This window comes from Arthrobacter sp. Leaf337 (assembly GCF_001423745.1).
Classification (GTDB): Bacteria; Actinomycetota; Actinomycetes; order Actinomycetales; family Micrococcaceae; genus Arthrobacter.
Genome location: NZ_LMPC01000008.1, coordinates 25,785 through 51,758, shown reverse-complemented (window position 1 = coordinate 51,758; position 25,974 = coordinate 25,785). Strand labels below are relative to the sequence as shown.

The following is a 25,974-nucleotide window of genomic DNA, read 5'->3' as shown; positions in this document are numbered from 1 at the left end:
CTAGTAGGCGGGGTAGTTCGAGAGCATCTGGGCCAGGGCCGGATCGGAAGTCATTCCGCTCAAGGCGACGGCCGCCGTGATCATCAGACCGGAAAAGCCGGTGACGCACGCGGTGACGACGGCGAAGAACTTCCAGTCATCGCGAATGACGCTGCGGATGGTCTCCGGCAGGTTCAGGCCGGGTGTGATGAGGTTGGGTGCGGAGTCGGTGGAGCCGTCGTCGAGGAAGGCAATCACCCTGTCATTGGCGCGGTCCACACGCATCATGCTGATGTGATTTCCGTGGCGGGCAAGAAGGATGTCGTGGCCTACGAGCTGGCGGCGCTGAAGAGTCAGCATAATGTTCCCCTGAAGTCGGTGGTACTCGGATGTCCGCACCATCGAGCACCTTCTAATTTTATCGCCGCAAACCGCGTGATTCCGCCGGAAAACGGGTGAGGCTGCCCACCAGGGGGAGTGACGTCGGTCAAGCGTGGGACGTTCCGTGCTTGACACGCCGCACTAGAGCTGCACCAGCTGCCGCCGTCACCGGCCGCCGGCTGCTGGAGCAAATCAAAGGAGATGTTGCGTGTTTTCGAGCCCCTTCCCGGATGTGGCCATCCCGGACCAAAGCCTTTACGAGTACCTCTTCGGCGGCATCACGGAAGCGGACCTGGACCGGACCGCCGTCGTGGACGGCGCGAGCGGCGCGGAAACCACCTACCGCCAGCTGCTGGAGCAGATCGATGCGGTGGCGGGGGCCGTGTCCGCGCGCGGATTGGGCCCGCGCGGGGTCGCGGCCATCCTCTGCCCCAACATCCCGGCCTTCGCGGCCGTTTTCCATGGCCTGCTCCGCGCCGGCGCCACCGTCACCACCGTCAACTCGCTCTATACCGCCGACGAACTGGCGCTTCAGCTTGAGGATGCCGGCCCCAGCTGGCTGTTCACGGTGTCAGCGCTGCTCCCGGGGGCCGAGGAAGCCGCCGAACGCGCCGGAATCCCGGCGGACCGGCTGGTGGTGCTCGACGGCGCCGCAGGTCACCCGTCGCTGAAGGACCTGCTCACTGCGGGAGCGCCGGTTCCGGCCGTGTCCTTCGACCCGGCAACCCATGCGGCGGTACTGCCGTATTCGTCCGGGACCACCGGGCGGCCCAAAGGCGTTAAGCTCAGCCACCGGAACCTCGTGGCCAACGTGGAGCAGTCCCGCGGGCTGCTGAACGTGAAGGACCAGGACAGGCTCCTTGCCTTGCTGCCGTTTTTTCATATCTACGGCCTGACCGTCCTGCTGAACCTTGCCCTGCGGGAACGGGCCTGCCTGGTCACCATGCCCCGGTTCGAACTGGCCGAGTTCCTGCGGATCATCCAGGACCACAGATGCACGTACCTGTTCATCGCCCCGCCGGTGGCCGTGGCACTGTCCAAGCACCCGCTTGTTGCCGAATACGATCTCGGCTCCGTCCACACGACGCTCTCGGGCGCCGCGCCGCTGGACGGTGAACTCGGCGCGGCTCTCGCCGAACGGCTCCAGTGCCGCGTGCTGCAGGGCTACGGGATGACCGAGATGAGCCCGGTGTCGCACCTGATCCCGGTGGGCGCCACCGACGTTCCGGTGAGCTCGGTGGGGTTCACGGTGCCCAACATGGAATGCCGGCTGGTGGACCCAGGCTCCGGTGAGGACATCGGCGTCCCGGCGGAGGGCACCAGCGCCCCGGGCCATCTGCTGTGCCGGGGACCGAACGTCATGCTGGGCTATCTCAACCGCCCGGAGGAAACGGCGGACACCCTGGACGCGGACGGTTTCCTTCACACGGGCGACATCGCCACCGTCCGCGCCGACGGCGTGGTGACCATCGTGGACCGGCTCAAGGAACTCATCAAATACAAGGGCTACCAGATCGCCCCGGCGGAACTTGAAGCACTGCTGCTGACGCACCCCGGCATCGCGGATGCCGCTGTGATCGGGACGCCCGACGCCGACGGCCAGGAAGTCCCGATGGCTTTCGTTGTGCGCCAGCCGGGCGGGCAGGCGGGGACACTCGACGAGGCCGGCGTCATGGACTTCGTCGCCGGCAAAGTGGCTCCCTTCAAAAAAATCCGCCGGGTGGAGTTCATCGAGGCGGTACCCAAGTCCGCGTCCGGGAAGATCCTGCGCAGGCTGCTTAAGACGCCCTAGCAGGGAATCCCCGGCCGGACGTCCTAGTCGGCGACGTCGGTCTTGGCGATGTAGACGTCGCAGGGCGCGTTGTGCGCCACACTGTTGGCGACGCTTCCCAGGACGCGGCCGAGCCCGCGCATCCGGCGGTTCCCCACCACGATCAAGCGGGCGTCGAATCGTTCGGCTTCCCTGATGATGGCTTCCGCCGGCTTGCCCCGGGCCGAGGAATAGGTGACCTTGAGGCCTTCCGTGCTCAGCTGTGCCGCAACGTCCTTGGCCACCTTCTCTGCCTCGCCGGCATCGGAGACAATGAACCGGTCACTGCCGCTGCCGTAGACCTCGGTGCGGTCACTGTCGAACGCGGTTACCACGTGAAGCGTCGCGTCCAGGGATGCGGCGAGCCCTTGGGCCGTTTCCGCGGCCCGCATGGCAGTCTCACTGCCGTCAACGCCGACAACAATAATTCCGGTCATAGTCCTGCTCCTAAGAGATCGGTCAGTTTAATGAAAAGTGGCGGGCAGCATGCAGTAATGATTCAGGCTACAGCGCCGCAATGGCGTCCCGCAGGACCGGCGCGAGCCGCCGCACGCCTTCGGCGATGGCTTCGGGAGGCACGGCACTGAAAGCGAGGCGCAGCTTGTTCGAGGGTTCGTCCGAATGCGTGAACGCTGCCCCGGGGATGAACACCACGCCGGCGTCGATGGCCTTGCGCAGCAGCGGGTAGGTATCCACGCCCTCGGGCAGCGTGACCCAGACGAAAAAGCCGCCCTCGGGCCGGGTCCAGGTCAATCCCTCGGGCATGTACTCCTCAAGGGCGGCGAGCATGGCCTGGCAGCGCTCCGCGTAGAGACCGCGGTAGGTTTCGATCTGACCTTTCCAGTCGTAATCCCGCAGGTAGGCCGAGACCAGCATCTGGTTCAGGGTGGACGGGCAGAGCGTCACGGCTTCGGATGCCAGGTAGTAGCGGCGCTGGAGGTGTGCCGGCACCAGGGCCCAGCCGACCCGCAGCCCCGGGGCGAAGATCTTGGAGAACGAGCCCATGTAGATAACGTCGTCCGGATTGGCGGCCCGCAACGGAGCGAGCGGCTTGCCCTCGAAGCGGAGCAGGCCGTAGGGATTGTCCTCCAGAACCAGAATATTCGCTTTCCGGCATATATCGACGATTTCCTGCCGGCGCTCCTCAGCCAGGGTGATGCCGGACGGGTTGTTGAAATTCGGGATGGTGTACAGGAACTTTATATTCTTCCCGGCCGTCTGGAGGGCGGCGATCCGGGCTTCCAGCAGATCCGGAACCAGGCCGTGCTCGTCCATGGGAACGGGCGCCACTTCCACCTGGTAGGCCTCGAACGTGTTCAGCGCGCCCACATACGTCGGGTCCTCCACCAGCACCACGTCGCCGGGGTTGCAGAAGACCTTGGTGGCCACGTCCTGTGCGGACTGGGAGCCGGCAGTGACCACCACATTCCGGGGATCGGCGTCGAGGATCCCTTCTGCTGCCATCACCTCGCAAATCTGGGTGCGTAATTCTTCGGTCCCCTGGCCGCTGCCGTACTGGAGGGCCGTCATGCCCTGCTCGGCAATGATCTTCGCCGCTGTCTGCCCCAGCCGCTCCAGCGGCAGCGACTGCAGGTAGGGGCTGCCGCCGGCCAGCGACACCAGGCCCGGGCGCAGGGAGATGTCGAAGACGTCGCGGACGGCGGACTGCTTGATGTTTGCTGCGCGCTCCGAGAAAAGTTCATCGTGGCGGTGGGCGGACGTTGCCGCGCGTTCGATTGCGTCAATTGCCTCGGCCGGCAGGATGTCTGCGGCGGCATCAAGTGTTTCGTGGGTCACACTGACAGGATACAGCCAGTTGTTGTCAATGAGGCAACGTTTGTTGCTAAAAATCTGAATCTTCCCTTGGTGCGGGACTGAATTGCTTTACCTGGAACGGCGCAGGGCATGGAATAGAGCCATGACAACGCAGAGTCGCTTCGGTCCCCTGGCTGCCGCCTTCCACGCACTGCACGAGGACCCGGCGCCGCTGGTCCTGGTGAATGTCTGGGATGTGGCGTCCGCCCGCCTCGTGGAAGAAGCAGGAGCGACCGCGCTGGCCACCTCCAGTTCAGCCCTGTCCTGGAGCCTCGGCTTTCCGGACGGCAACCACCTGCCGCGGGAACTCGCCATGGCGGCCCTTGGCCGGATTGCGGCATCTACGGCGCTGCCGGTCACGGCGGACATAGAGACGGGATATGCGAAGGCACGCGGTGCATTCGACGAGGGTGAACTGCGGGAAACAATCCGCAGTGTCCTGGCAGCCGGAGCGGTCGGTGTGAACTTCGAAGACTCCGGCGATGATCCGCTAACTGACGTTGACGAGCAGGCGCGACGCATCGCCGTCGTCCGCCGCACAGCGGAGGATGCGGGCGTTGATCTGTTCATCAACGCCCGCATCGACACGTACCTGTCCGGCCGTTTCCCGGAGACCGCCTTCACGGAAACGCTTCAGCGTGCAGACGCATACCTGGCCGCGGGGGCCAATGGAATCTTCGTGCCCGGGGTGCAGGACCTGCACCTGCTCCACGACCTGTCGCGGCGGATCGCCGCGCCACTGAACGCGCTAGCCGGCCTGGGCGCGCCTTCCGTGGGCGAACTGCACGATGCTGGTGTCCGCCGGATCAGCATCGGCGGAAACACGGCGAAGGCTGCTTATGCCACCGTATCCCGGGTGGCCGAAGACGTGCTCGGGGACGGCAACTGGTCCGAACTGGCCGGCGCCCGCAGCCACGAGGCCATGGATGAGCTGTTCCGGCGGGGCTAAGCGCCGGGTGCCGCCCTCGGCTCACCTGGAGCCGGCTCACCGGAGGCTAAGAACGTCCGCCAGCCGCCGCCCGTCCACATAGATCTCCGCCCGCGCCGCGCCGACGGCGGAGACGGCCGTGTGCGTGAGCTGGGCTTCCAGCCGGGGAACGTCGCAGGTGCCGCCCGGCCGGATGGTCCCGGTCAGGTTCACTACCACCGTGGTGCCGTCAAAGTATGCGGAAACGTACTTCAGCGCGGAGTCGTCCAGCGAGTTGTACAGCCCCTCCGGGGGATCGCTGCCGAGCAGGAAATCGAGGGCTGCCTGGAGCGGTTCCTCGTCCGCGGCGGTGTCGTGGATGACGGGCACGAGGCTGTCGTTGCAGCCGAACCGCACGCCGGAGCTGCCGCCGTCATCGAGTGCCACGAAGTACACGGGCGTTCCGCCGGACAGTCGGCCGCGCGCCGCCTTGTCGTCGTCGGCAGGTTTCACCGCCGCTGCCGGGTTCCCGGATCCGGAGCTGCCCGATGCGGGAGTGCCCGGAGCTGTGACCGCGGGCCCGGTGACGGCGGTGGAGTCGTCAATCATCGCGGCGCCGTCGCCGCCGGCCTGCGATGTGATGCTGCCGCCCGTTCTGGGTTTGGCCGTCGGGCTGGAGGCGGCAATTTCCGGTCCGGCGCCGGCGGAGGCCGGGAGCGGAGCCCCGGTTGTGGCCCCGGGAAATGGCGGCGGAAGTGGTTGCGGTTCCGGCACGCTGCCCGGCTGGGCGGCCGTACCGGCCGGGGATGCCGACAGGGGCAGCGAGCAGGATCCGAGCCACAGCGGAAGCATCAACGCGGCGGCTGCCGCAGCTGCCCGGACCCCAGGCGTGACCATCATGAAGGCACCGCACTTCCAGCTCTCGCACGTCCCCCGTCTCCACGTTACGGCGGGGCGCCGGTGTGCGGAACAGGTGCCAAGTGACGGTTTTGCGTCAGCTCCATCACGGAATGGTGACGCAAAAGCCCCCGGCGGTGGCCGGGGGCTTCAGGGGTGGTGAATCAGGCTGCTTCGGCGGCAGTTTCGGCCTTGGCCAGGGCATCGAAAACGCCCTTGATCTGCTCCACGACCTCGGCGTCGTCCTTGGGGTGGACTTCGGCGAAGCGGACCATGGAGCCGGGAACGGCCAGCTTGGCGTCTTCAATGACACGAGCGCCGGCGATGCCGACAGCCTTGCGGGCTTCGTCCTGTGCCCAGACGCCGCCGAACTGGCCAAAGGCGGTGCCCACGACGGCGGTGGGCTTGCCGGCAAGGGCGCCGGCGCCGAACGGGCGGGACAGCCAGTCGATGGCGTTCTTGAGCGAGGCCGGCACGGTTCCGTTGTGCTCCGGGGTGACCAGCAGGAGGGCGTCGGCGTCATTGGCGGCGGCGCGGAGCGCAGCGGCGGCAGCCGGAACCTGGCCTTCGACGTCGATGTCCTCGTTGTAGAACGGGATGTTGCCCAGGCTTTCGTGGATAACAACCTCAACCTGCTCGGGTGCGTTCAGCTGGATGGCCTCGGCGAGCTTCTGGTTGGTGGATTCGGCGCGCAGGCTGCCGACCAGTGTAAGTACGGTGCTCTTGGACATTTGAACTCCTTGTGTCTGGCCGCGGGAGGGATCCGCCGGCTGGTTGGTTTGCGGAGGCTGTTGGTGCCTTCATCCATGCTAAACGGACTGCGGTCCGGATATTATTCCCGGGGCTAGAATATTTCTTGTGAGCCTCATCCCAATCCGCTCCGGATCGCCGCTCGGCGGGGAAGCGGAACGCAGCGACGCCGCCCGCAACCGGGAGCTGCTGCTCAAGGCTGCCCGGGAACTCATTGAGGAGTGCGGCGCGGACGGGCTCACCATGGACAGGCTGGCCGAACGCGCCGGCGTCGGCAAAGGCACAGTCTTCCGGCGGTTCGGTTCCCGGGCGGGGCTCATGATGACGCTGCTCAGCGACTCGGAGGCCGCATTCCAGGGCCGGTTCATGTTCGGGCCCCCGCCCCTGGGCCCGGGGGCGCCGCCGCTGGACCGGCTTGTAGCGTTCGGAGCGGAACGCATTGCCTACGTGCTGGAGTTTGGCGAGCTGGCCCGGGCCGCGGACGCCTCCGCCTACAACCGCTACGACGTACCGGCCGCCGTTCTATGGCACCGGCACATCGAAATGCTCCTGCGGGCCGCCGGAGTCACCGCCGATCCCTGGCTGATGGCGATGTCGCTGAGCTCAACCCTGGACCCCGAGCGGCTGCTGTACGCGGTGCGGGTCCACCATGTGGCTCCGGAGCGGCTCGCGGAATCATGGCGCGAGCTCGTCACGCGCGTGGTCAGCTGTCCCGGAGGCGCCCCCCGCCAGGACAGCGCATCCCGGCCGGACGAAGGCTAGTCCATGGCACACCGTCCGGCCAGTCAAATCCATCCTCGTGATTTATTCATAACGATCTGGTACAGGACGCCCGCGTTTCCGCTTTTAGGCACCGTGGAGGGTTCCCCATATGTGGTAGTTTCCTCTGGAATGTGACCCGCAACATAGTCCACAAGGACAAGGGCCCAAGGGCCCGCGGACGGCCAGACACCCGCTGGCCATGATCCCGGATCGGCGGCGGAACCCCTGCCGGTCCGGGAGCTGACGGAAGGATCACCTGCTGTGAATGCTGATATGACACCGGCCCGGGACGGCTCCTCCGAGGCGCCGCCGTCACTGCGCAGCGCGGAACTGGCACCGGCGATCCGGAGCTAGGCAGACATGTTCCGTTACCTCGCCAAAAGGGCAGCCACCTACCTGCTCATGATCTTCCTGACTACGACGGCGGGGTACTTCCTTGCCGTCAGTACGCTTCAGCCCGCGCTGCTGGAACAGGAACGCATTCCACGGCCGACGCCGGAGCAGGTGACAAACTCCTTCCGGCTCAAGGGCCTTGACCCGACGCTCAGCCCCTGGGAACGCTACGTTGACTGGCTCACGGCAGTCGTCACGCGCTGGGACTGGGGGCGAAGCCCCAACGGCGCCTTCATCAACGCCGAGTTCGGCGACCGCGTGTGGATTTCCACCCGGCTGTTCCTGGCCTCCATCGTCCTGACCCTCGTCATCGGGGTTGCGCTGGGTGTGTACACCGCCGCCCGGCAGTACAAGTTCCAGGACCGTGTGATCACGTCCTACAGCTACCTCGTGTACATCGTGCCTGCGCCGATCGCCTACTTCCTCGTGCAGCTCGGCGCCATTAACGTCAACGAAACCATCGGCGAACGGATTTTCTTCGTCACCGGCATTTCCACACCCGGGCTGGAAGGCAGCGCCTGGGTCCAGTTCGTCGACATGGTGGCCCACTACACGGTGCCCACGCTGGCCATCACCCTGGTGGGCTGGGGCACGTACCAGATCGCCCAGCGCCAGTACCTGCTGGACAACGTCAACGCGGATTTCGTCCGCACAGCCCGGGCCAAGGGGCTCACCCGAAACCAGGCCATCGCCCGCCATGCCCTGCGCGTCTCGTTCATCCCGGTCGCGCAAAGCATCGCCTTCACCATCCCGGCCATCTTCGCCGGCGGCTTTTTTGCCGAGAAGATCTTCGCCTGGCCGGGTGTCGGTTCGTGGAGCATCGACGCCATCGCCCTGCAGGACGTCAACGCGGCCACAGCCACCCTCGCGTACGGTTCCGTGATTTTCGCCATCGGCGCGATCCTCGCGGACTTCGCCACTACCCTTGTCGACCCGAGAGTGCGGGTGCAGTAGCCATGACCAACCTGAACGCGATCGACCCCGCCGCCGTTGCCGAGGAAGCAAGGATAGAGAACGACGACGTCGTGATCGCCAAGTCCGCGATCATCCTGCGGCGCTTCCTGCGGAACAAGACAGCCGTGGCCGGCCTGGTCATCTTCCTCGCCCTCACGGTCTTCTCCTTCGTGGGCGGTTTCCTCTCCCCCTGGGACAAAGAAACCATCGACCCCTTCAACATCGGCATGCCGCCGTCCGGTGAACACCTCCTGGGTACGTCCCAGGCCGGCATCGACCTCTACGCCCTGATGGTTGAAGGCACCCGGATCTCCATCCTCATCGGCCTGGTGGTCGGCCTGGTCTCGGTGCTGATCGCCGCCGTCTACGGCTGCACCATGGCCTACTTCGGCGGCAAAGTGGACAAGGTCATGCTCTTCGTCCTCGAGGCCCTCATCATGATGCCGGCACTGCTGGTCGTGGCGGTCGCCACCAGCGGCGGCGGCAACGGGCTCCGGGAAAACTTGCCCAGCTGGCTTCTGCTGATCATCGTGCTCCTGGTCTTCAGCTGGATGGGCACCGCCCGCCTGATCCGCTCCCTTTCGATGTCGCTCATGCAGCGGGACTTCGTCAAGGCCGCCCAGTACATGGGCATCCCGGCCCGCCGGATCGTCTGGCGGCACCTGGTCCCCAACATCGGATCGCTGCTGGTCCTGGACGTCACCCGCGGCGTCACCGGCGCCATCCTGGCCGAAGTCGCGTTCTCCTTCATCGGCATCGGCATCAAGGTCCCTGATGTCAGCCTCGGCGTCCTCATCAACCAGGCAACCTCCCAGGTCCAGACGTTCCCTTGGATGTTCTGGGTTCCGCTCGTGGTGATGTTCCTGCTGACCGGTTCGCTGGCCATGATGAATGACGGCCTGCGCGATGCCTTCGACCCCAGCTCCAGCTCCGTTGGCAGCGCCAAGAAGACTGCACGGAAGAGGAACAAATGAGCCGCGAAACCACCGCCAGCACAGAGCGCCCCGCCGATTCCGTGGCGGAGCGCCTGCACGTCGCCGGGCTGCATGCCGCAGGTGATGCCCCGGCGGGCGCCGTCCTCTCCGTCCGGGACCTGAACGTCCGGTTCAACTCGGAGAACGGCGTGGTCCACGCCGTCCGCGGCGTCGACTTCGACCTCCTGCCGGGCAAGACGCTCGGCATCGTGGGCGAGTCCGGTTCGGGCAAATCCGTGACCTCCCTGGCCATCATGGGCCTGCTGCCCACCACCGCCGAAATCAGCGGGTCAGTGAGGTTGAACGGCAAGGAACTGCTGGGACTCAGCGACAAGGCCATGTGCCGGTTCCGTGGCAACGACATCGCCATGGTCTTCCAGGACCCGCTCTCCTCCCTGACCCCGGTGTACACGGTGGGCCACCAGATCATCGAGGCACTAACGGTCCACCACCCGAAGATGAGCAAACAGGCCAAGGAAGCCCGCGCCGTCGAACTTCTCGGCATGGTGGGCATCCCCAGCCCGAAGGACCGCCTGAAGGCGTTCCCGCACGAGTTTTCCGGCGGCATGCGCCAGCGCGTCATGATCGCGATCGCGATCGCCAACAACCCGCGCGTGCTCATCGCGGATGAGCCGACGACGGCGCTGGACGTCACCATCCAGGCGCAGGTCCTTGAGGTGCTGCACACAGCGCAGGAGGAGACCGGCGCCGCCGTCGTGATGATTACGCACGATCTTGGCGTGGTGGCCGGCATGGCGGACGACATCATGGTGATGTACGCGGGAAAGCCGGTGGAGACCGGCAGCGTGGACGACATCTACTACAGCCCGCGGATGCCGTACACCATGGGACTGCTGGGCGCGGTGCCCCGCGTGGACATTGCGGAAAAGGCCTCCCTGGTGCCCATCGAGGGCATCCCGCCGAACCTGATCCACGAGCCCACCGGATGCTCCTTCGCCCCGCGCTGCCCGCTCGTGAGCGACTCCTGCCTGCAGGGGGAACCGGAGCTGTGGCCGGTCAGCGGCCCGCGGGGAGCGGGAAACGGCATTGCCGGCAGCGGCGCCCACAAGGCGGCCTGCATCAAGACCGACTCACTGGGCGCCGAAGTGGATGTCCACGAGATCTTCCACGCCCCGGCCGTACCGGTCTCCCGTTTCGATGCCGTCCCGCGGCTTGAGCGCAGGAAAGTCCTGGAACTGAGGGACGTCAGGAAGCACTTCCCGCTCCTGAAGGGCTCGCTCATCAAGCGCCGGATCGGCACCGTGAAGGCCGTGGACGGGCTGAGCTTCGACATCCGCGAGGGCGAATGCTTCTCCATCGTGGGTGAATCCGGCTGCGGCAAAACCACCACGCTGCTGGAAATCATGGAGTTCCACAAGGACCAGGACGGCGAGGTGACCATCGGCGGGCTGAGCAACAAGGCGGCCTCCGACGCCAGGACGAAAACCGCCATGCGCAAGGAACTCCAGATGGTGTTCCAGGATCCCACCGGGGCACTGGACCCGCGCTTCACCGTCTTTGAGGTCCTGTCCGAGCCGCTCGAAAACGCCGGCATGGACAAGCCCGCCATCCGGAAGCGGATCATGGAACTGATGGAACTGGTGGGCCTCCAGCCGGACCACGTCAACCGGTTCCCCAACCAGTTCTCCGGCGGCCAGCGGCAGCGCATCGGTATCGCCCGCGCGCTTGCCGTGAACCCCAAGCTGGTGGTCCTCGACGAACCCGTGTCCGCCCTGGACGTCTCCGTTCAGGCCGGCGTGATCAACCTCCTGGACAAGCTCCGCGCTGAACTCGGCCTGAGCTACCTCATGGTGGCCCATGACCTTTCCGTGGTGCGGCACATCTCCAACCGGGTGGCAGTGATGTACCTGGGCAAGATCGTGGAAATTGGCGACGTGGACAACGTGTTCGACAACCCGCGCCACCCCTACACCCGGGCACTCCTGTCCGCGATCCCGGTGCCTGACCCGCAGCTGGAACGAACCCGCGAACGCATCATCCTGCAAGGAGACCTCCCGTCGCCGCTTGATGCGCCAAAGGGCTGCAACTTCGCCACCCGCTGCCCGGTGTTTGCCGCGCTCCCCGCGGCGAAGCAGGAAAAATGCCTCACCCTTGAGCCGCCGCTGGAACCGGTCGCTTCTCCGCAGACCGCGTCCCCGCAGGCGTCCCCGGCCGGGGCCCGGGCGTTTGCCCAGGACGCCGACCAACAGTTCGCCTGCTTCTTCCCGGACGGTGAACTCGACGCGGACATGCTCGTTGTCCACGACAGCCCCTAACTTGCCCGATCCCCAAAGCACCAACTCTCGCACCAAAAAATGAAGGGAAAACAATGAAGAATCTGACCAAGATTGGCGGGGTGGCCGCTGTGGCGGCAGCGCTCGCGCTCACCGGCTGTGGCGGAGGCGGGACTCCCAAGGGTCCCGACGCAGGCAAGGGCCAGGACGCCGGCAGTGACCTCACCAAGCTGATCAGCATAAACGCCAAGGATGCCAAGGACCTGGAACCCGGCGGCACCGTGACGCTTCCGCTGGGCAACATCGGTCCGGACTTCAACGGCTTCTCCAACAACGGCAACAGCGCGGACAACACCGCACTGCACCGCCCCATCGACCAGGCCGGCACCTGGGGCTGCTGGAACTTCGACTTCGACGGCACAGCGACTCCGAACAAGGACTTCTGCGAGGACGTCAAGAGCGAAGTCAAGGACGGCAAGCAGACCATCACCATCAAGGTGAACGAGAAAGCCTCGTACAACGACGGCACGCCGATCGACGTCAAGGCCTTCCAGAACACCTGGAACATGCTCAAGGGCGAAAACAAGGACATCGACATCGTCAGCTCCGGCGCCTACGAGTTCGTTGACTCCGTCAAGGCCGGTTCCAGTGACAAGGAAGTGGTGGTCACCACCACCCAGCCCGTCTATCCGCTGGATGCCCTCTTCACCGGCCTGATCCACCCGGCCGTGAACACTCCCGAGATCTTCAACACCGGTTTCACCGGCGACATGCACCCGGAGTGGATGGCAGGACCCTTCAAGCTGGACAAGTATGACAGCGCCGCCAAGACTGTGACCCTGGCGCAGAACGACAAATGGTGGGGCACCAAGCCCGTCCTCGACAAGGTGGTGTTCCGCCAGCTGGAGAGCAGCGCCGCGATCGCCGCCTTCAAGAACGGCGAGATTGACGGCGTTTCCGCGAACACCATCACCCCGTACAAGCAGCTGGACGGCACCAAGGATTCCGAGATCCGCCGCGGCCAGCGGCTGTTCGCCGGCGGCCTGAATCTCAACGCGCAGAAGGCTCCGCTCACGGACGTCGCCATCCGTAAGGCAATCTTCACCGCCGTAGACCGCGAAGCCCTGCGCAAGGTCCGCTTCAACGGGCTGAACTGGGAAGAAACCAGCTCCGGTTCCATGATGCTGCTGCCGTTCTCCAAGTACTACCAGGACAACTACCCGGCCACGGAATCCGGTGCAGAGGCAGCCAAGAAGGTGCTGACCGATGCCGGCTACAAGCCCAATGCCGCGGGCATCATGGAGAAGGACGGCGTTCCGGCCGCCTTCAAGATCAGCAACTTCGGTGACGACCCCACCACCCTGGCGTTCGTGCAGACCCTGCAGAAGCAGCTCCAGGCCGGCGGCATGGACGTGGGAATCGACCAGCGCGCCTCTGCCGACTTCGGCAAGGTCCTGGGCAGCCGCGACTTCTTCCTGAGCGTCTCCGGCTACACCGTGGGTGCCGACGCAACGGACGCCGTCAAGCAGTTCTACGACTCCAAAACCAACGAGAACGAACTGGGCGACGCCGAGCTGGATGCCGAGATCAAGGCACTCAGCAGCATTGAGGACAACGCCGAGCGCAACAAGGCAGCCATGGAAGTTGAAAAGAAGCACATGGCCAAGTACTTCTCCATGGGCGTCGTGATGAACGGGCCGCAGATCTCCTTCGTCCGCACCGGCCTGGCCAACTACGGCCCGTCCCTGTTCAAGAGCCTGTCCCAGGTTCCGGACTGGACCACCCTCGGCTGGGAAAAGAAGTAACAGCAGCCTGACAGTACTGACGCCGGGGGCCGGCATCCCCGTGATCTGTTCACACGAACTCTTCACGCAGGGTGCCGGCCTTCGCCGTCCCCTCCGGGCGTGCGGGGGTAGCGTTGGAACCATGACCACAGGAGCAACCCCCGGCACCGGCCCGAGCAAGCCCGCGATCCGGACGGCGGTCGCCGGCTTCGGCCTGTCCGGCCGCGTGTTCCACGCGCCGCTGATCACCGCCAATCCGTCATATTCGCTGGACGTTATTTCAACGTCCGACGCCGGCCGGCAGGCTGAGGCGTCCGCCGCCTACCCTGCCGCGCGGCTCGTAAACACCCCTGCCGACATCCTGGCGCTGGCCGATGGCCTTGACCTGATGGTCCTCGGGACGCCGCCGGCCACCCACTACCCGCTGGCGAAGGCCGCGCTGGAGGCGGGACTCGACGTCGTCGTTGACAAGCCCTTTGCGGTGCGCAGCGCCGAGGGGCAGGAACTCCTGGAGCTTGCCGCCCGGCTGGGGCGGGTGCTGACCGTGTTCCAGAACCGCCGGTGGGACGGCGACTACCTGACGGTGAAGGGCTTGCTGGAAGGCGGCGTGCTGGGCAGCGTGACCCGGTTCGAGTCGCGGTTCGAACGCTGGTCCCCGGAGGTCTCGAAGGCCTGGAAAGCGGAAGCCACGGCGGACGACGGGGGCGGGGTGCTCTTCGACCTCGGAACCCACCTCATCGACCAATCACTGCAGCTGTTCGGCCCGGCGACGGTGGCGCACGCGGAACTCCGCGCCCGGCGGCCGGGCGAAAAGACCGACGATGACGTGTTCGTGGCACTGCAGCATGATTCAGGCGTAGTCAGCCACCTCTGGATGAACATGCTCTGCGCCCAGCAGGGACCCCGCTACCGGCTCTTGGGCTCCGAGGGCGGCTTCACCAAGCACGGCATCGACCCGCAGGAGCCCTACATCGTGGCTGGCGGCAGCCCGCTCGACCCCGAATACGGAGTCGAGGACAAGGACTGGGCGGGGCTCCTGGGCCGCGACGGCCACCTGGACCGCCTGCCCACTGAACGCGGCGCCTACCCGGAGTTTTACCGGCTCCTCGCGGACAAGATCCACGACGGCGGCACCGGCTCGCCCCTGCCGTTGCCAGTAGACCCTGCAGGCCCCATCGAGGTCCTGAAATTAATAGAAAAGGCACGCGAACTGGCGACGCATAGAGCTTAACCAAAACTGCGCTGAACGACAGACATCCGGCAGCGTGCGTCTAAGCGACGAAGGAGCGAGCACGCCGAGGATGTGTGTCGTCCAGCGCAGCGGGACGAACTAAGGACTATGCGGAGACCAGTTCGTGCCAGTCGGCTACGAGCGGCAGGTTGTGCGCTTCGGAGACCGAGTGGTGCGCCACGTGGCCGGCGGCAATGTTGAGGCCGGCGGCCAGTGCGGGGTCCTTCTCGAACGCGGCCTTTACGCCGAGGTTGGCGAGGGCCACGCCGTAGCGCAGGGTCACGTTCGTGAGTGCGTACGTGGACGTGTTGGGGACGGCCCCGGGCATGTTGGCCACGCAGTAGAAGATGGTGTTGTGGACCTTGTACGTGGGTTCCTGGTGCGTTGTGGGGTGGGTGTCTTCGAAGCAGCCACCCTGGTCCACGGCGATGTCCACGAGGACGGAGCCGGGCTTCATCCGGGACACGAGTTCGTTGGTGACCAGCTTGGGTGCCTTGGCCCCCGGGATCAGCACGGAGCCGATCACGAGGTCCGCGTCGACGACGGACTTTTCGATTTCGTACTTGTTGGACGCGACCGTCTTCAGCCGGCCCTGGTACTGGGCGTCGAGTTCGCGGAGGCGGTTGATGTTGATGTCCAGGATGGTGACGTCGGCGCCGAGGCCCAGGGCCATGGCGGCGGCGTTGGTGCCGGCCACGCCCGCACCGAGCACAACGACCTTGGCCGGGCGGACGCCCGGGACGCCGCCCAGCAGTACGCCCTTGCCGCCGGCGGGTGCCATCAGCGAGGTGGCGCCCACCTGGACGGACAGGCGGCCGGCAACTTCTGACATCGGGGCCAGGAGGGGCAGGGTGCGGCCTTCCTGGACGGTTTCGTAGGCGATCGCGGTGACGCCGGAGTTGATGAGCTCGGCGGTGAGTTCCGGCTCGGCGGCCAGGTGGAGGTAGGTGAAGAGGATCAGGCCCTTGCGGAAGCGGTGGTATTCCGCAGCAATGGGCTCCTTGACCTTCATGACCATGTCAGCGCGGGCCCACACGTCATCTGCCTCGATGACGATTTCGGCGCCGGCGATGGCGTATTCCTCGTCAGTGATTCCGGAGCCCAGGCCTGCGCCGCGTTCCACCAGCACGGTGTGGCCGTGGGTGCGGAATTCGTGGACTCCGGCAGCGGTGATGGCCACGCGGAATTCGTTGTTTTTAATCTCTTTGGGGACGCCGATGATCATTTCTTGGGCTCCATTGTTGGTGGGCTTTGTGGGCCGGACGTGCGGGGAATCTGGTACTTCCAGAATAAATCCGCATGTGAGGTAGCCGACACGACGCCGTCGTTCGGATAAGGCAACTTCCGCTTATTTCAGGGGTTTTCCCACTCACTACCTAGACATCTGTCGAGCGGTGAAGCGTCAGGTGTCGCCTGGTGTCCGTTCACGTTCCGGCGGCGCCGGGCAGTAAGGTGGCACCATGCACCAGCAGGATGTGGAACAGCTCGTTGAGCAGGTGGCCGAGAAGCTCGGCCGTGGACTTTCGCTGGAGGATCTCGACGGCGTCCTGCTCGCCTACAGCTCCAACCAGTCGCACGCGGACCGCGTCCGCGTGAACTTCCTGCTCAGCAAGCGCGTGCCGGCGGACGTGAAGGCGTGGCAGCTTTCGCACGGGATCGCGACAGCGGTGCGTCCCGTCGTCGTCCCCGCCAACGAGGAGCTGGGCATGCTCGGACGCGTCTGCGTCCCGCTGCTGGTGCGCGGCTTCCGCGTGGGTTACCTGTGGGTGCAGCAGGACATCGAAGACCAAAGCGCGACGGCGATCCTCACCCAGCTGCCCGGCGTCCGGGACGAACTGGAGCTGCTGTCCGGACTTCTCCTGGAGTCGAACACCGCCGAATCGGAATTCAGGCGCCGCAGGGAGCAGGAGTTCCTGAGCGCATGCCGGGGCGAAGCCAACGCGGTGGCCGCCGTGGGCGGGTGGAAGGAAGTGCAGGGGCGCGGTCCGTGGCAGCTGGTCACCGTGCTCGACGCCGACGGCTGGGCGGAGGGATCCGATCCCATCGCCTCAACCCTGATCCACCGCTCCGCGGCGCTGCAGGCCACCATTGGCGTGGACGCGGCGCTGTTTAGCGCAGGCACGGAAACACACGCGGTGGTCCTGTTCCGGGAATCCACCGGGCGTGCGGCCCACGCGCAGGTGCTGGTGCACTACCAGCTTGAACTCGCCAAACGGTCCGGCCGGCCGGTGCGCCGGATCATCCTCGGCACGAGCGAAGGCTTCGCCAAGCCGCGCGAACTGGCGGACGCGTACGCCCAATCCAGGCAGGCTGCCCAGGCCGCCGCCGTGGACCCCCAGCTGGGCGAGCTGGTGGACTGCCGGGCCACGGGCGTCTACCAGCTGCTGGCTTCGGCCGGGGGCGGCGCCGGGGCATGGGCCGACGCCGGCTCCGTCTACTCGCGCATCCTCGAAGACCACGACCGCAACGGCGAGCTGCTCCCCGTCCTGGAACTTTTGTACGACAACGACGGGTCCGTGCAGGACGTCGCCACCAAGCTGCACCTGCACCGGAGCAGCATCTACAACCGGCTGGGCCGCATCCGGCAGGTACTCGGCGTGGATCCGCTCAAGGGCATGGTCCGGCTGGAACTCCACGCGGCGCTTAAGGCACGCCGCTGGTCCGGGCGGCCGCGGATTTAGCCGATTACGGATCCAGCTCCCACGCCCTACCCGCCGAAGACCTTCCGCGCCAGGAAGCCGTTGCGGAATTTGTGCTCCGGGTCCATCCGTTCGGCAAGGTCCTTGAAGTCGGCAAAGCGCGGGTAGAGCCCTGCGAGCGAACCAGCGCCCGCATGGAACAGCTTGCCCCAGTGCGGGCGGGCGTTGAATGGCGCAAGTGCCTCCTCCATCACCGGGAGCACCTCCTCCACTTCGGCCTGCCGCTGCTTCCAGGTGAAGTGGAACCCCACTGAATCCTGGCCGTAAGCCGTGCTGAGCCAGAGCCTGTCGGCTGCCACGGTGCGGATTTCGGATACGAGCAGCAGCGGTGTGATCCGGTCCGAGAGGGCGCGCAGTTCCGCAATGGCGGCCACGGCGTCCTCGCGGCGGACAAAGAACTCGCTCTGGAGTTCCTCGCCGCTGCTGGGCGTGAACGCCATCCGGAAGTGCGCCAGGCGCTCCGACCATGGCCCGGGGACTCCGAGCTGTTCGGTGCAGTTTTCGGCCGAGACCCCGGGCAGCGGGTGCCTTGCAACCGTGGCGCGCGTGCCGCCGAAGAACGTGTCGCCGCGGTGCGCCGGCAGGCCGACTCCGGCCGCTTCAGCACCCGACACGCGGCTCTTCAGCCAGGCCTGCGCGAGGGCGTCCCCGCTCCAGTCCGTAAACAGGCTGACGCTGTAGGCGCTGGAGGTGGCGGCATCGAAATTCTCCAGCACCATCTCCCACGGAAGCGCTTCAAAGACGTCCTGCCGGACCATGAACGTGGGTTCGATGTCCAGGGTCACCTTAGTGACCACGCCCAGTGCGCCGAGGCCCACGACGGCGCCGTCAAAGTCGGGCGAGTCGCCCCGGCTGAGTTGGTGGACGGTTCCGTCCGCTGCCACGATTTCCAGCGCTGCGACGGAGGTTGCCAGGTTTCCGTTGGCATCCCCGGAACCGTGGGTAGCGGTTGCGATGGCGCCGGCCACGGAGATGTGCGGAAGGGAGGCGAGGTTGGGCAGTGCAAAGCCGTTTGTCTCCAGCTTTTCCGCGAGCGTGCCGTAGCGGGTCCCGCCGGATACCGTGACGGTGCGCGTGGCGGCGTCGATGCGGATGGCCGGGTCCAGGTCTTCCAGGGAAATCAGGGATCCGGGGGAGTCGGCGATGTCGTTGAAGGAGTGCCGGGAGCCGAGTGCGCGGACCTTCGCTGCGCCAGCCACCACGTCCTGGACTTCCTCGAGAGAGCGGGGGCGGTGGATGGCAGCCGCCGTGTAGCGGTAATTGCCGGCCCAGTTCAGTTCCGGCGCGGCGCCGCGGGTCATGGTGGAGCCGACCGTGTGGCTGTCCAGTCCGGGCAGTTCGCTGGCCTCAGTGCGCATCGCATCCCTTTCGCGGACCAACGTCCATCGGCGGTTGTGTTATCGCTAACAATTCTGGTGAGGGGGCCAGCCCGGTGTCAATGGCCATCCACCGTTCAGACGTGGGCTGGAATGCGGCGCGGGGTTTGGCCGCTACGCCCGGCCGTTACGACCCGCCGTCGCGCTCGGCAGCTTCGCGGCGGCGGCGGGCAAGGTGGCTTTCCAGGCCCTTGGAGACCGCGACGAAGGCCACGCAGCTCGCCGTAAAAGCGGCCGTTTCATTCAGTCCCATGACCCTTCCGAGGGCGGCAGTCAGCAGCATGGCGGCGAACCCCGCCACAATATGCCACCCTCTGAACTTACCCACGAATAAAGGGTAACCCCGGCCTTTGCGGCGTTTTGGCGAAGAACGGGGATCGTTGCTTGATCCTTATCACTGCTTCACAAATTGCGTCCGGCGCTACATCAAACCCGCTCGTCGGGGCCGGCCGCCTTGGCCTTCTTCTGCGTTTCCAGCCATTCCATGACGGCCGCAAGCCTGATCCGCCGGTGCGTGCCGCGGTACTCGACGGGAATTTCCCCGCGGTCCGTCATATTGCGAAGGTACGTGTGCGAAATCCCGGCGAGTTCAGCGGCCTGGGATGTGGTCAGCATTTCCTCAACGCTGCTGACCGTGACGGCTTCGCCGCGGCTGAAGCGGCTCAGGAGATCCACGACGGCGTCCCGCGCCTGGGGCGGCAGCCGGTGGACCGTGCCGTCCACAAACACCGTGATGTCGTGGCTGTCGTTGAGGGCGTGCTTCAGCTTCAGGGCTTCATCGCCGGGGAGCCCGGCGGTCACGCGGGGAGCAATCAGTGCCATGCGGAAATCCTAGCGCCCCCCGCGCGACCCGGCCCTGTCAGGTGATCCGGGAACCGGCGGCGCTATTCGGCGTCGAGGTCCGTCTCCAGGAGCGCGACCAAAGAATCCAGCGCCTGGTCCGCGCCGTCGCCGTCGGCCCGCAGCACCACGACGTCCCCCTTTGCCGCCCCCAGCGTCATGAGCGAAAGGATGCTGGCGGCGTCGAGGGCTTCGTCCGCCGGCTCGCCCTGCATGGAAATGGTGACGTCGACGCCGGCATTGCCGGCCGCCTCGGCGAAGAGCGCGGCCGGGCGGGCGTGCAGGCCGGAGCGGCTGGCGATGGTTGCGGTACGTTCTGGCATTGCTTCTCCTGAAGGGGTTATGGGTGGGCGGCGGCCGTTAGAGGCCGAGTTCGTTGAGGACGGGCAGCTTTTCGCGCACCCAGGCCCGGGCTTCGGTGGCGCTCGGTGCGGACAGCGCCAGTTTGGCCAGGTCCTGCGCTTCGGCCAGCGTGACGGTCTTGAGCACGGCGGCCACGGCAGCCAGGGAGCGTGCGGTCATGGACAGCGTGGAAACGCCCAGTCCGGTCAGCACGACGGCGAGGGCGGGATCCGCTGCCGCTTCGCCGCAGACGCCCACGGGTTTGTTGTGGCCTTCGGCGCGCGAGCCTTCCACGGTAAGCCCGACGAGGCGCAGCACGGCGGGCTGCCAGGGAGTGTTCAGTGCGGCCAGCGGGCCGAGCTGCCGGTCGGCGGCCATGGCGTACTGCGTGAGGTCGTTCGTGCCGAGGCTGGCGAAGCCCACCTCGCGCAGGATGGCTTCGGCGGTCAGTGCGGCAGAGGGGACCTCCACCATCACGCCGGGTGTCTTGATCCCGGCGTCGGCGCACATGGAGGCAAAGCGCGCGGCCTCTTCCGCCGTGGAGATCATCGGGGCCATGACCCACACGTCAGCTTCGGACTGCTTCTCGGCCAGGGCGATGGCTTCCAGCTGGCGGTCCAGGACGCCGGGCGTGGTGAAGTCCGTGCGGTAGCCGCGGACGCCCAGGGCGGGGTTGGGCTCGGTGGAGTCGGTCAGGAACGGCAGCGGCTTGTCGGCGCCGGCATCGAGCGTCCGCAGGACAACCTTCTTGCCCGGGAACGCATCGAAGACGCTCTTATAGGCCGCGGCCTGCTCTTCCACGGAGGGCTCGGTGTCCCGTTCCAGGAAGCAGAATTCGGTGCGGAAGAGTCCTACGCCCTGCGCGCCCAGTTTCGCGGCCGCTTCGGCATCCTTGCCGCCGCCGACGTTGGCGAGGAGGGGCACCAGGTGCCCGTCCGCCGTCGCGCCCGTGCCGCTGAATTCGGCGAGCAGGGACGCGGTGGCCGCCCATGCTTCGGCCGCGGCACGCAGGGATTCGTCGGGCTCGGCCGTGATGGTGCCGGCCGCGCCGTCCACGTAGACTTCCATGCCGTCCGGGAGCTGGTCCACACCGACTGCCGCCACAACGGCCGGCAGGCCAAGCGAGCGGGCGATGATGGCTGTATGCGACTGGGGTCCGCCGCCCGCCGTGACGAGTGCCAGCACCTTGTTCGGGTCCAGGGTGGCGGTGTCGGCCGGCGCCAGGTCTTCGGCCACCAGGACGAACGGCGTGTTGGAGGCGGGGATTCCGGGGGCTGGCACGCCGCGCAGCTCGGCGACGATCCGGGCCCGCACGTCCAGGACGTCGGTGGCGCGCTCGGCCATGTAGCCGCCCAGGTTGTGAAGCATTTCAGAAACGGAGGAGCCGGACTCCCAGATGGCGCGCTCACTCGAGACGCCGCGGGCAACCAGTTTGGCCGCGCCCTTGATCAGCATGGTGTCCTTGGCCATCAGTGCCGTGGCTTCCAGGACTGCCTTGCCGTCACCCGTGGCGTGGGCGGCGCGTGCCTTCAGTTCGTCGTGCACAGCCTGGGACGCCGTCTTGAGGGCGGCGGTGGCGTCCTCGGCCGTGACTCCCGCGGGCAATTGCTCTCCCGCGGGCGGTTCGCTGATGGGCTTGGGCATTTGGCGGATGGTGCCGATGATGCGGCCGGGGCTGACGCCTACTCCTGGGAAGTTCTGCACTGAAGGTCCTCATTCTCTGCCGGTAAGCAGGCCCCGCCGTTCGTTTGCCGGGCGGATGCCCGGCCCGTCGCAACGGCTACGTCGGACGGCGTTTGCGGTGCCTGAAAAAATTGTATGTGATGCACTTCATATAGCGTTGCTATAGGTGCTAGGGTAGCGGTTATGAGTTTCGATGGCCAGCTTCCGCCCAAAGTTCGGCTGCTGCGTGCAGCCGCCGAGCTGCTGGCAAATTCGGCGGGCGGGGCCGTTTCAACCCGCCAGATCACCCAGCTGGCAGGGGTCTCAGCTCCCACTCTGTATCACCACTTCGGTGACAAGGAAGGGCTGTTCGACGCCGTCGTCGCGGCGGGTTTCGAAGAGTACGTGGCCGGAGAACGCGACTTCGCGCCGTCCGGACATCCGCTGGAAGACATCCGGCGGATGTGGGACAACCACGTCCAGTTCGGGCTGAACCAGCCGGAACTGTATTTGGTCATGTTTGGCAATATTCGTCCTGAGAGCCGTCCGGCCATCGTTGCCGATGCCGAGGCCCTCATGGAGGAAATGCTGAACAAAGCTGCAGTGGCAGGGCAGCTGAACGTTCAGCCACGTGAGGCAGCCAGAAGCATTCTGGCGGCCAACGTGGGTGTGACGCTCATGCTGATTGCGGAGCCTGCCGCGGAACGCAACCTTGAACTATCCACCATGACCCGCGACGCCATGATTTTCGCGGTGTCCGCGGAGCAGGCCAGCGGCACTCCGGAAGACTCCGGGAAGTCGTCGGTCGTGGTGGCAGCAATCGCCCTGAACGCCGCTCTTCAGGCGTCGCACTCGGATCAGCTCTCCAGCTCGGAACTCAAGCTCTTTCTCGAATGGCTCCACCGGATCTCCACCAGTTCCACCAGCTAAGTCGTCGAAAATATCGGACCATCCTGCGGTGCAGCAGGAATCACGGTTAGGAAATCACATGGCAACAGAGACAGTTGCAAAACCCCGCACCAGCCTGCGGGTTGGCGTCCAGAAATTCGGGACGTTCCTGTCCGGAATGATCATGCCCAACATCGGCGCCTTCATCGCCTGGGGCATCGTCACGGCCTTCTTCATTCCGGCAGGCTTCACTCCCAATGAGGAACTGGCCAAGCTTGTTGGCCCGATGATCACCTACCTGCTTCCGCTTCTCATCGGCTACACCGGCGGCCGCATGGTCCACGGCGTCCGCGGCGGCGTTGTTGGCGCTGCCGCGACCATGGGTGTGATCGTCGGTACGGACATCCCCATGTTCATCGGCGCCATGATCATGGGCCCGCTGACCGCATGGATCATGAAGAAGCTGGACAAGGTCTGGGAAGGCCGGGTCAAGCCGGGCTTTGAGATGTTGATCGACAACTTCACCGCAGGCATCGTGGCAGCGGCGCTGGCCATCTTCGGCATGCTTGTGATCGGTCCGGTGGTGAAGGCCTTCAGTAACGGCGCCAGCGCCGTCGTCGAATGGCTCGTCACCAACGGGCTGCTGCCGTTCACCAGCATCTTCATCGAGCCGGCCAAGGTGCTGTTCCTGAACAACGCCGTCAACCATGGCATCCTGACGCCCCTCGGCACGGAGCAGGCCCTGCAAAACGGCAAGTCCATCCTGTTCCTGCTCGAAGCCAACCCCGGCCCCGGCGTGGGCATCCTGCTTGCCTACATGATCTTCGGCAAGGGCCTGGCCAAGGCGTCAGCCCCCGGCGCCGCCCTGATCCAGTTCGTCGGCGGCATCCACGAAATCTACTTCCCATTCGTGCTGATGAAGCCCATCATCATCCTCGCCGCAATCGGCGGCGGCATGACCGGCATCTTCACGCTGGTGCTCACCGGCGCCGGCCTGCGCTCCCCGGCAGCCCCGGGCAGCATCCTCGCCGTCTTCGCCGCGACCGCCAGCGACAGCTACTTCGGGGTTGCACTGTCCGTGCTGCTCGCCGCCACAGTGTCCTTCCTCATCGCCTCGGTGATCCTGAAGGCCAGCAAGACTCCCGTCGGTGAAACCGAGGAGGACAGCCTGGGCGCCGCCACCTCCCGGATGGAAGCCATGAAGGGCAAGAAGAGCTCCATCTCCTCGACCCTGACCGGTGCGGGGGCAACCACCACCGTGATGGCAGGACCCATCAAGAACATCGTGTTTGCCTGCGACGCCGGCATGGGCTCGAGTGCCATGGGCGCTTCGGTGCTGCGGAACAAGATCAAGGCGGCCGGCTTCCCCGACGTCAAGGTCACCAACTCCGCGATTGCCAACCTGAGCGACACCTACGACGTGGTCATCACCCACCAGGACCTGACCGAACGGGCCAAGCCGGCTACAGCCAGCGCCGTGCACGTATCCGTGGACAACTTCATGAACAGCCCCCGATACGACGAGATCGTGGAGCTGGTCAAGAGCAGCAACACCGAAGGAACGGCTGACGCAGCTGCGGCGCCAGTTGCCGCGGCCGCCGCCCCGGCAGCTGCTGAAGCCGCACCGCCGTCGGACATCCTGGTGGCCGACAGCGTGATCCTCAACGGCACGGCCACCACCCGTGACGCCGCCATCGACGAAGCGGGCCGGCTGCTGCTGGACCGCGGCGCCGTGGACAGCGGCTACATCGACGCCATGCACGAACGTGAGGAATCCGTGTCCACCTACATGGGCAGCTTCCTGGCCATTCCGCACGGCACCAACGCCGCCAAGGACCACATCATGAAGTCCGCGGTTTCGGTGATCCGTTACCCGAACGGCATCGGCTGGAACGGCAAGGAGGTCAAGTTCGTGGTGGGCGTTGCCGGCATCAACAACGAGCACCTGCAGATCCTGTCTTCCATCGCGAAGGTATTCACCAACAAAGCCCAGGTGGCACAGCTTGAGGCGGCCACCACGGTGGACGAAGTGCTGGAACTGTTCGGAAAGGTCAACGCATAGTGAAGGCTGTTCATTTTGGGGCCGGGAACATCGGCCGGGGCTTTGTGGGCCTGCTGCTGCACCAGGCAGGCTACGAGCTCGTGTTCGCCGACGTCGCGGAGGAGCTGATCTCGCAGCTCGCCGCCGCGGACAGCTATGACGTCCACGAAGTGGGGGACAACCCCACGGTCCGTACCGTGGACAACTTCCGGGCGCTCAACTCGGGAACCCAGGAGGCGGACGTCGTGGCGGAAATCGCGACGGCGGATGTGGTCACCACCGCTGTGGGACCGCACATCCTGAAGTTCGTGGCGCCGGTGATTGCCAAGGGCATCGCCGCCAGGGCAGCAGGGCTGGCTCCGCTGCAGGTGATGGCGTGCGAGAACGCCATCAACGCCACCGACATCCTGCGGGACGAAGTCGCGGCGCAGTGGGACTCCGCCGCCGGACCGCTCGAGGCCGCGGCCGTGTTTGCCAACACGGCCGTTGACCGGATCGTCCCCAACCAGGAGCCGGGCAAGGGCCTGGATGTCACGGTGGAGACGTTCTATGAGTGGGTCATCGACCGCACGCCCTTCGGGGAGAATGTGCCGGTCATTCCGGGTGCCACGTTTGTGGACAACCTGGAGCCGTACATTGAGCGGAAGCTGTTCACGGTGAATACCGGCCACGCATCAGCTGCCTACTTCGGGTTCGAGGCAGGGCTCGGCAAGATCTCCGAGGCGATGGCGGACCAGGACGTCGCCGCCGACGTGCGCGCCGTCCTGGACGAAACCAAAGAGCTGCTGATCCACAAGCACGGCTTCAACCGCGAGGAGCAGGAAGCCTACGTCGAGAAGATCCTTGGCCGGTTCACCAACCCGCACCTGCCGGATACCGTGAATCGGGTGGGGCGGGCGCCGCTGCGCAAGCTCAGCCGGCACGAGCGTTTCATCGGCCCGGCGGCGGAGCTGGCCGAACGCGGAATTGTGCCCGAGGCGCTGCTGGGGGCCATTGCGGCTGCGCTGCGCTTCAACGACCCCGCAGACGCCGAAGCTGCCGAGCTGGCGCAGATCGTCGCATCGTCCACGGCTGCGGAAGCCACGGAAAAGGTGACCGGTCTGACCGCCGATCACCCGCTCTTCGCGGCTGTGGAGGCCCTGGTGGAAGAGGTCAAGGCGGAAGCCAAGGTTTAGGGCCAGCATCACCTCCCAGCGCCGACCCTCTCTCACTTTCCATCGGTTTTTCGGCGACCCTCTCTCAGATCCGGTCCGGT

23 protein-coding genes are annotated in these 25,974 nt (G+C 66.0%); 12 read left to right on the top strand and 11 right to left on the bottom strand.

Features of this window, described 5'->3' with window-relative positions; translation table 11 throughout:
- On the bottom strand, window positions 1-339 hold the full coding sequence (locus ASF98_RS07925; protein ID WP_055799898.1) for a hypothetical protein: 339 nt from the start codon (window positions 337-339) through the stop codon (window positions 1-3).
- 229 nt (window positions 340-568) lie between these two features.
- Between ASF98_RS07925 and ASF98_RS07920 the strand changes: the two genes are divergently transcribed.
- Window positions 569-2,152: an AMP-binding protein gene (locus ASF98_RS07920; RefSeq protein WP_055799895.1), complete on the top strand. Its 1,584-nt coding sequence runs from the start codon at window positions 569-571 to the stop codon at window positions 2,150-2,152.
- A 23-nt stretch (window positions 2,153-2,175) separates the two neighbouring features.
- Here the strand turns inward: ASF98_RS07920 and ASF98_RS07915 are convergent, their stop codons facing one another.
- Both ASF98_RS07915 and ASF98_RS07910 read right to left on the bottom strand, forming a co-directional pair.
- Window positions 2,176-2,607 (bottom strand): universal stress protein, encoded by a 432-nt coding sequence (locus ASF98_RS07915; RefSeq protein ID WP_055799892.1) that lies wholly within the window; start codon window positions 2,605-2,607, stop codon window positions 2,176-2,178.
- Between the two features lie 67 nt (window positions 2,608-2,674).
- Complete coding sequence (locus ASF98_RS07910; protein WP_055799889.1) at window positions 2,675-3,967, bottom strand: aminotransferase-like domain-containing protein; 1,293 nt, start codon at window positions 3,965-3,967, stop codon at window positions 2,675-2,677.
- A gap of 121 nt (window positions 3,968-4,088) precedes the next feature.
- Here ASF98_RS07910 and ASF98_RS07905 point away from each other — a divergent pair, with 121 nt between their 5' ends.
- On the top strand, window positions 4,089-4,934 hold the full coding sequence (locus ASF98_RS07905; protein WP_055799885.1) for an isocitrate lyase/PEP mutase family protein: 846 nt from the start codon (window positions 4,089-4,091) through the stop codon (window positions 4,932-4,934).
- Between the two features lie 36 nt (window positions 4,935-4,970).
- On the opposite strand, the gene ASF98_RS24715 is transcribed toward ASF98_RS07905, so the two are convergent.
- Together ASF98_RS24715 and ASF98_RS07895 are read right to left on the bottom strand one after the other, a co-directional pair.
- A complete protein-coding gene (locus tag ASF98_RS24715) occupies window positions 4,971-5,792 on the bottom strand; it encodes a GerMN domain-containing protein (protein WP_235505707.1) in 822 nt (273 codons plus the stop codon).
- 161 nt (window positions 5,793-5,953) lie between these two features.
- Window positions 5,954-6,520: an NAD(P)H-dependent oxidoreductase gene (locus ASF98_RS07895; RefSeq protein WP_055799882.1), complete on the bottom strand. Its 567-nt coding sequence runs from the start codon at window positions 6,518-6,520 to the stop codon at window positions 5,954-5,956.
- 127 nt (window positions 6,521-6,647) lie between these two features.
- On the opposite strand from ASF98_RS07895, the gene ASF98_RS07890 reads away from it, so the two are divergent.
- The 6 genes from ASF98_RS07890 to ASF98_RS07865 all read left to right on the top strand — a co-directional run bounded on the left by ASF98_RS07890 (window position 6,648) and on the right by ASF98_RS07865 (window position 14,871).
- Window positions 6,648-7,301, top strand: coding sequence for a TetR/AcrR family transcriptional regulator (locus tag ASF98_RS07890; RefSeq protein ID WP_055799879.1), 654 nt, complete (start codon window positions 6,648-6,650; stop codon window positions 7,299-7,301).
- A gap of 360 nt (window positions 7,302-7,661) precedes the next feature.
- On the top strand, window positions 7,662-8,648 hold the full coding sequence (locus ASF98_RS07885) for an ABC transporter permease (protein WP_028271466.1): 987 nt from the start codon (window positions 7,662-7,664) through the stop codon (window positions 8,646-8,648).
- A 2-nt stretch (window positions 8,649-8,650) separates the two neighbouring features.
- The gene (locus tag ASF98_RS07880; protein ID WP_055799876.1) at window positions 8,651-9,622 is read left to right on the top strand and encodes an ABC transporter permease; all 972 of its coding nucleotides are present in this window, start codon (window positions 8,651-8,653) and stop codon (window positions 9,620-9,622) included.
- Entirely contained in the window at window positions 9,619-11,898 is a 2,280-nt protein-coding gene (locus ASF98_RS07875; RefSeq protein WP_055799867.1) for an ABC transporter ATP-binding protein, read from the top strand. Before ASF98_RS07880 ends, ASF98_RS07875 begins: the two co-directional genes overlap by 4 nt.
- A 53-nt stretch (window positions 11,899-11,951) precedes the next feature.
- Window positions 11,952-13,661: an ABC transporter family substrate-binding protein gene (locus ASF98_RS07870; RefSeq protein WP_055799865.1), complete on the top strand. Its 1,710-nt coding sequence runs from the start codon at window positions 11,952-11,954 to the stop codon at window positions 13,659-13,661.
- 121 nt (window positions 13,662-13,782) lie between these two features.
- On the top strand, window positions 13,783-14,871 hold the full coding sequence (locus ASF98_RS07865) for a Gfo/Idh/MocA family protein (RefSeq protein ID WP_055799862.1): 1,089 nt from the start codon (window positions 13,783-13,785) through the stop codon (window positions 14,869-14,871).
- 106 nt (window positions 14,872-14,977) lie between these two features.
- Here the strand turns inward: ASF98_RS07865 and ald are convergent, their stop codons facing one another.
- Window positions 14,978-16,096, bottom strand: coding sequence for an alanine dehydrogenase (gene ald, locus ASF98_RS07860; protein ID WP_055799860.1), 1,119 nt, complete (start codon window positions 16,094-16,096; stop codon window positions 14,978-14,980).
- Window positions 16,097-16,331: 235 nt separating this feature from the next.
- Between ald and ASF98_RS07855 the strand changes: the two genes are divergently transcribed.
- Window positions 16,332-17,552 carry a helix-turn-helix domain-containing protein gene (locus tag ASF98_RS07855; protein ID WP_055799858.1) on the top strand — a complete coding sequence of 407 codons (1,221 nt, stop codon included), beginning with the start codon at window positions 16,332-16,334 and terminating at the stop codon, window positions 17,550-17,552.
- Window positions 17,553-17,578: 26 nt separating this feature from the next.
- Here ASF98_RS07855 and ASF98_RS07850 read toward each other — a convergent pair whose 3' ends face one another.
- From ASF98_RS07850 to ptsP, 5 genes are all read right to left on the bottom strand, one after another.
- Window positions 17,579-18,871 carry an FAD-binding protein gene (locus tag ASF98_RS07850; protein WP_055800012.1) on the bottom strand — a complete coding sequence of 431 codons (1,293 nt, stop codon included), beginning with the start codon at window positions 18,869-18,871 and terminating at the stop codon, window positions 17,579-17,581.
- A gap of 202 nt (window positions 18,872-19,073) precedes the next feature.
- Window positions 19,074-19,274, bottom strand: coding sequence for a hypothetical protein (locus tag ASF98_RS07845; protein WP_055799857.1), 201 nt, complete (start codon window positions 19,272-19,274; stop codon window positions 19,074-19,076).
- A 98-nt stretch (window positions 19,275-19,372) separates the two neighbouring features.
- Window positions 19,373-19,768, bottom strand: coding sequence for a helix-turn-helix domain-containing protein (locus tag ASF98_RS07840; protein ID WP_028271475.1), 396 nt, complete (start codon window positions 19,766-19,768; stop codon window positions 19,373-19,375).
- A gap of 62 nt (window positions 19,769-19,830) precedes the next feature.
- A complete protein-coding gene (locus ASF98_RS07835) occupies window positions 19,831-20,109 on the bottom strand; it encodes an HPr family phosphocarrier protein (RefSeq protein ID WP_028271476.1) in 279 nt (92 codons plus the stop codon).
- A 37-nt stretch (window positions 20,110-20,146) separates the two neighbouring features.
- Window positions 20,147-21,832 carry a phosphoenolpyruvate--protein phosphotransferase gene (gene ptsP / locus ASF98_RS07830; RefSeq protein WP_055799854.1) on the bottom strand — a complete coding sequence of 562 codons (1,686 nt, stop codon included), beginning with the start codon at window positions 21,830-21,832 and terminating at the stop codon, window positions 20,147-20,149.
- A 162-nt stretch (window positions 21,833-21,994) separates the two neighbouring features.
- Here ptsP and ASF98_RS07825 point away from each other — a divergent pair, with 162 nt between their 5' ends.
- Genes ASF98_RS07825 through ASF98_RS07815 form a run of 3 tightly spaced genes read left to right on the top strand, consistent with a single transcriptional unit; the run spans window position 21,995 to window position 25,894 of the window.
- Complete coding sequence (locus ASF98_RS07825; RefSeq protein WP_055799851.1) at window positions 21,995-22,720, top strand: TetR/AcrR family transcriptional regulator; 726 nt, start codon at window positions 21,995-21,997, stop codon at window positions 22,718-22,720.
- Window positions 22,721-22,778: 58 nt separating this feature from the next.
- Complete coding sequence (locus ASF98_RS07820; RefSeq protein ID WP_055799848.1) at window positions 22,779-24,740, top strand: PTS mannitol transporter subunit IICBA; 1,962 nt, start codon at window positions 22,779-22,781, stop codon at window positions 24,738-24,740.
- Window positions 24,740-25,894, top strand: coding sequence for a mannitol-1-phosphate 5-dehydrogenase (locus ASF98_RS07815; protein ID WP_055799845.1), 1,155 nt, complete (start codon window positions 24,740-24,742; stop codon window positions 25,892-25,894). The genes ASF98_RS07820 and ASF98_RS07815 overlap by 1 nt, the downstream gene beginning before the upstream one ends.
- Window positions 25,895-25,974 lie beyond the last annotated feature (80 nt).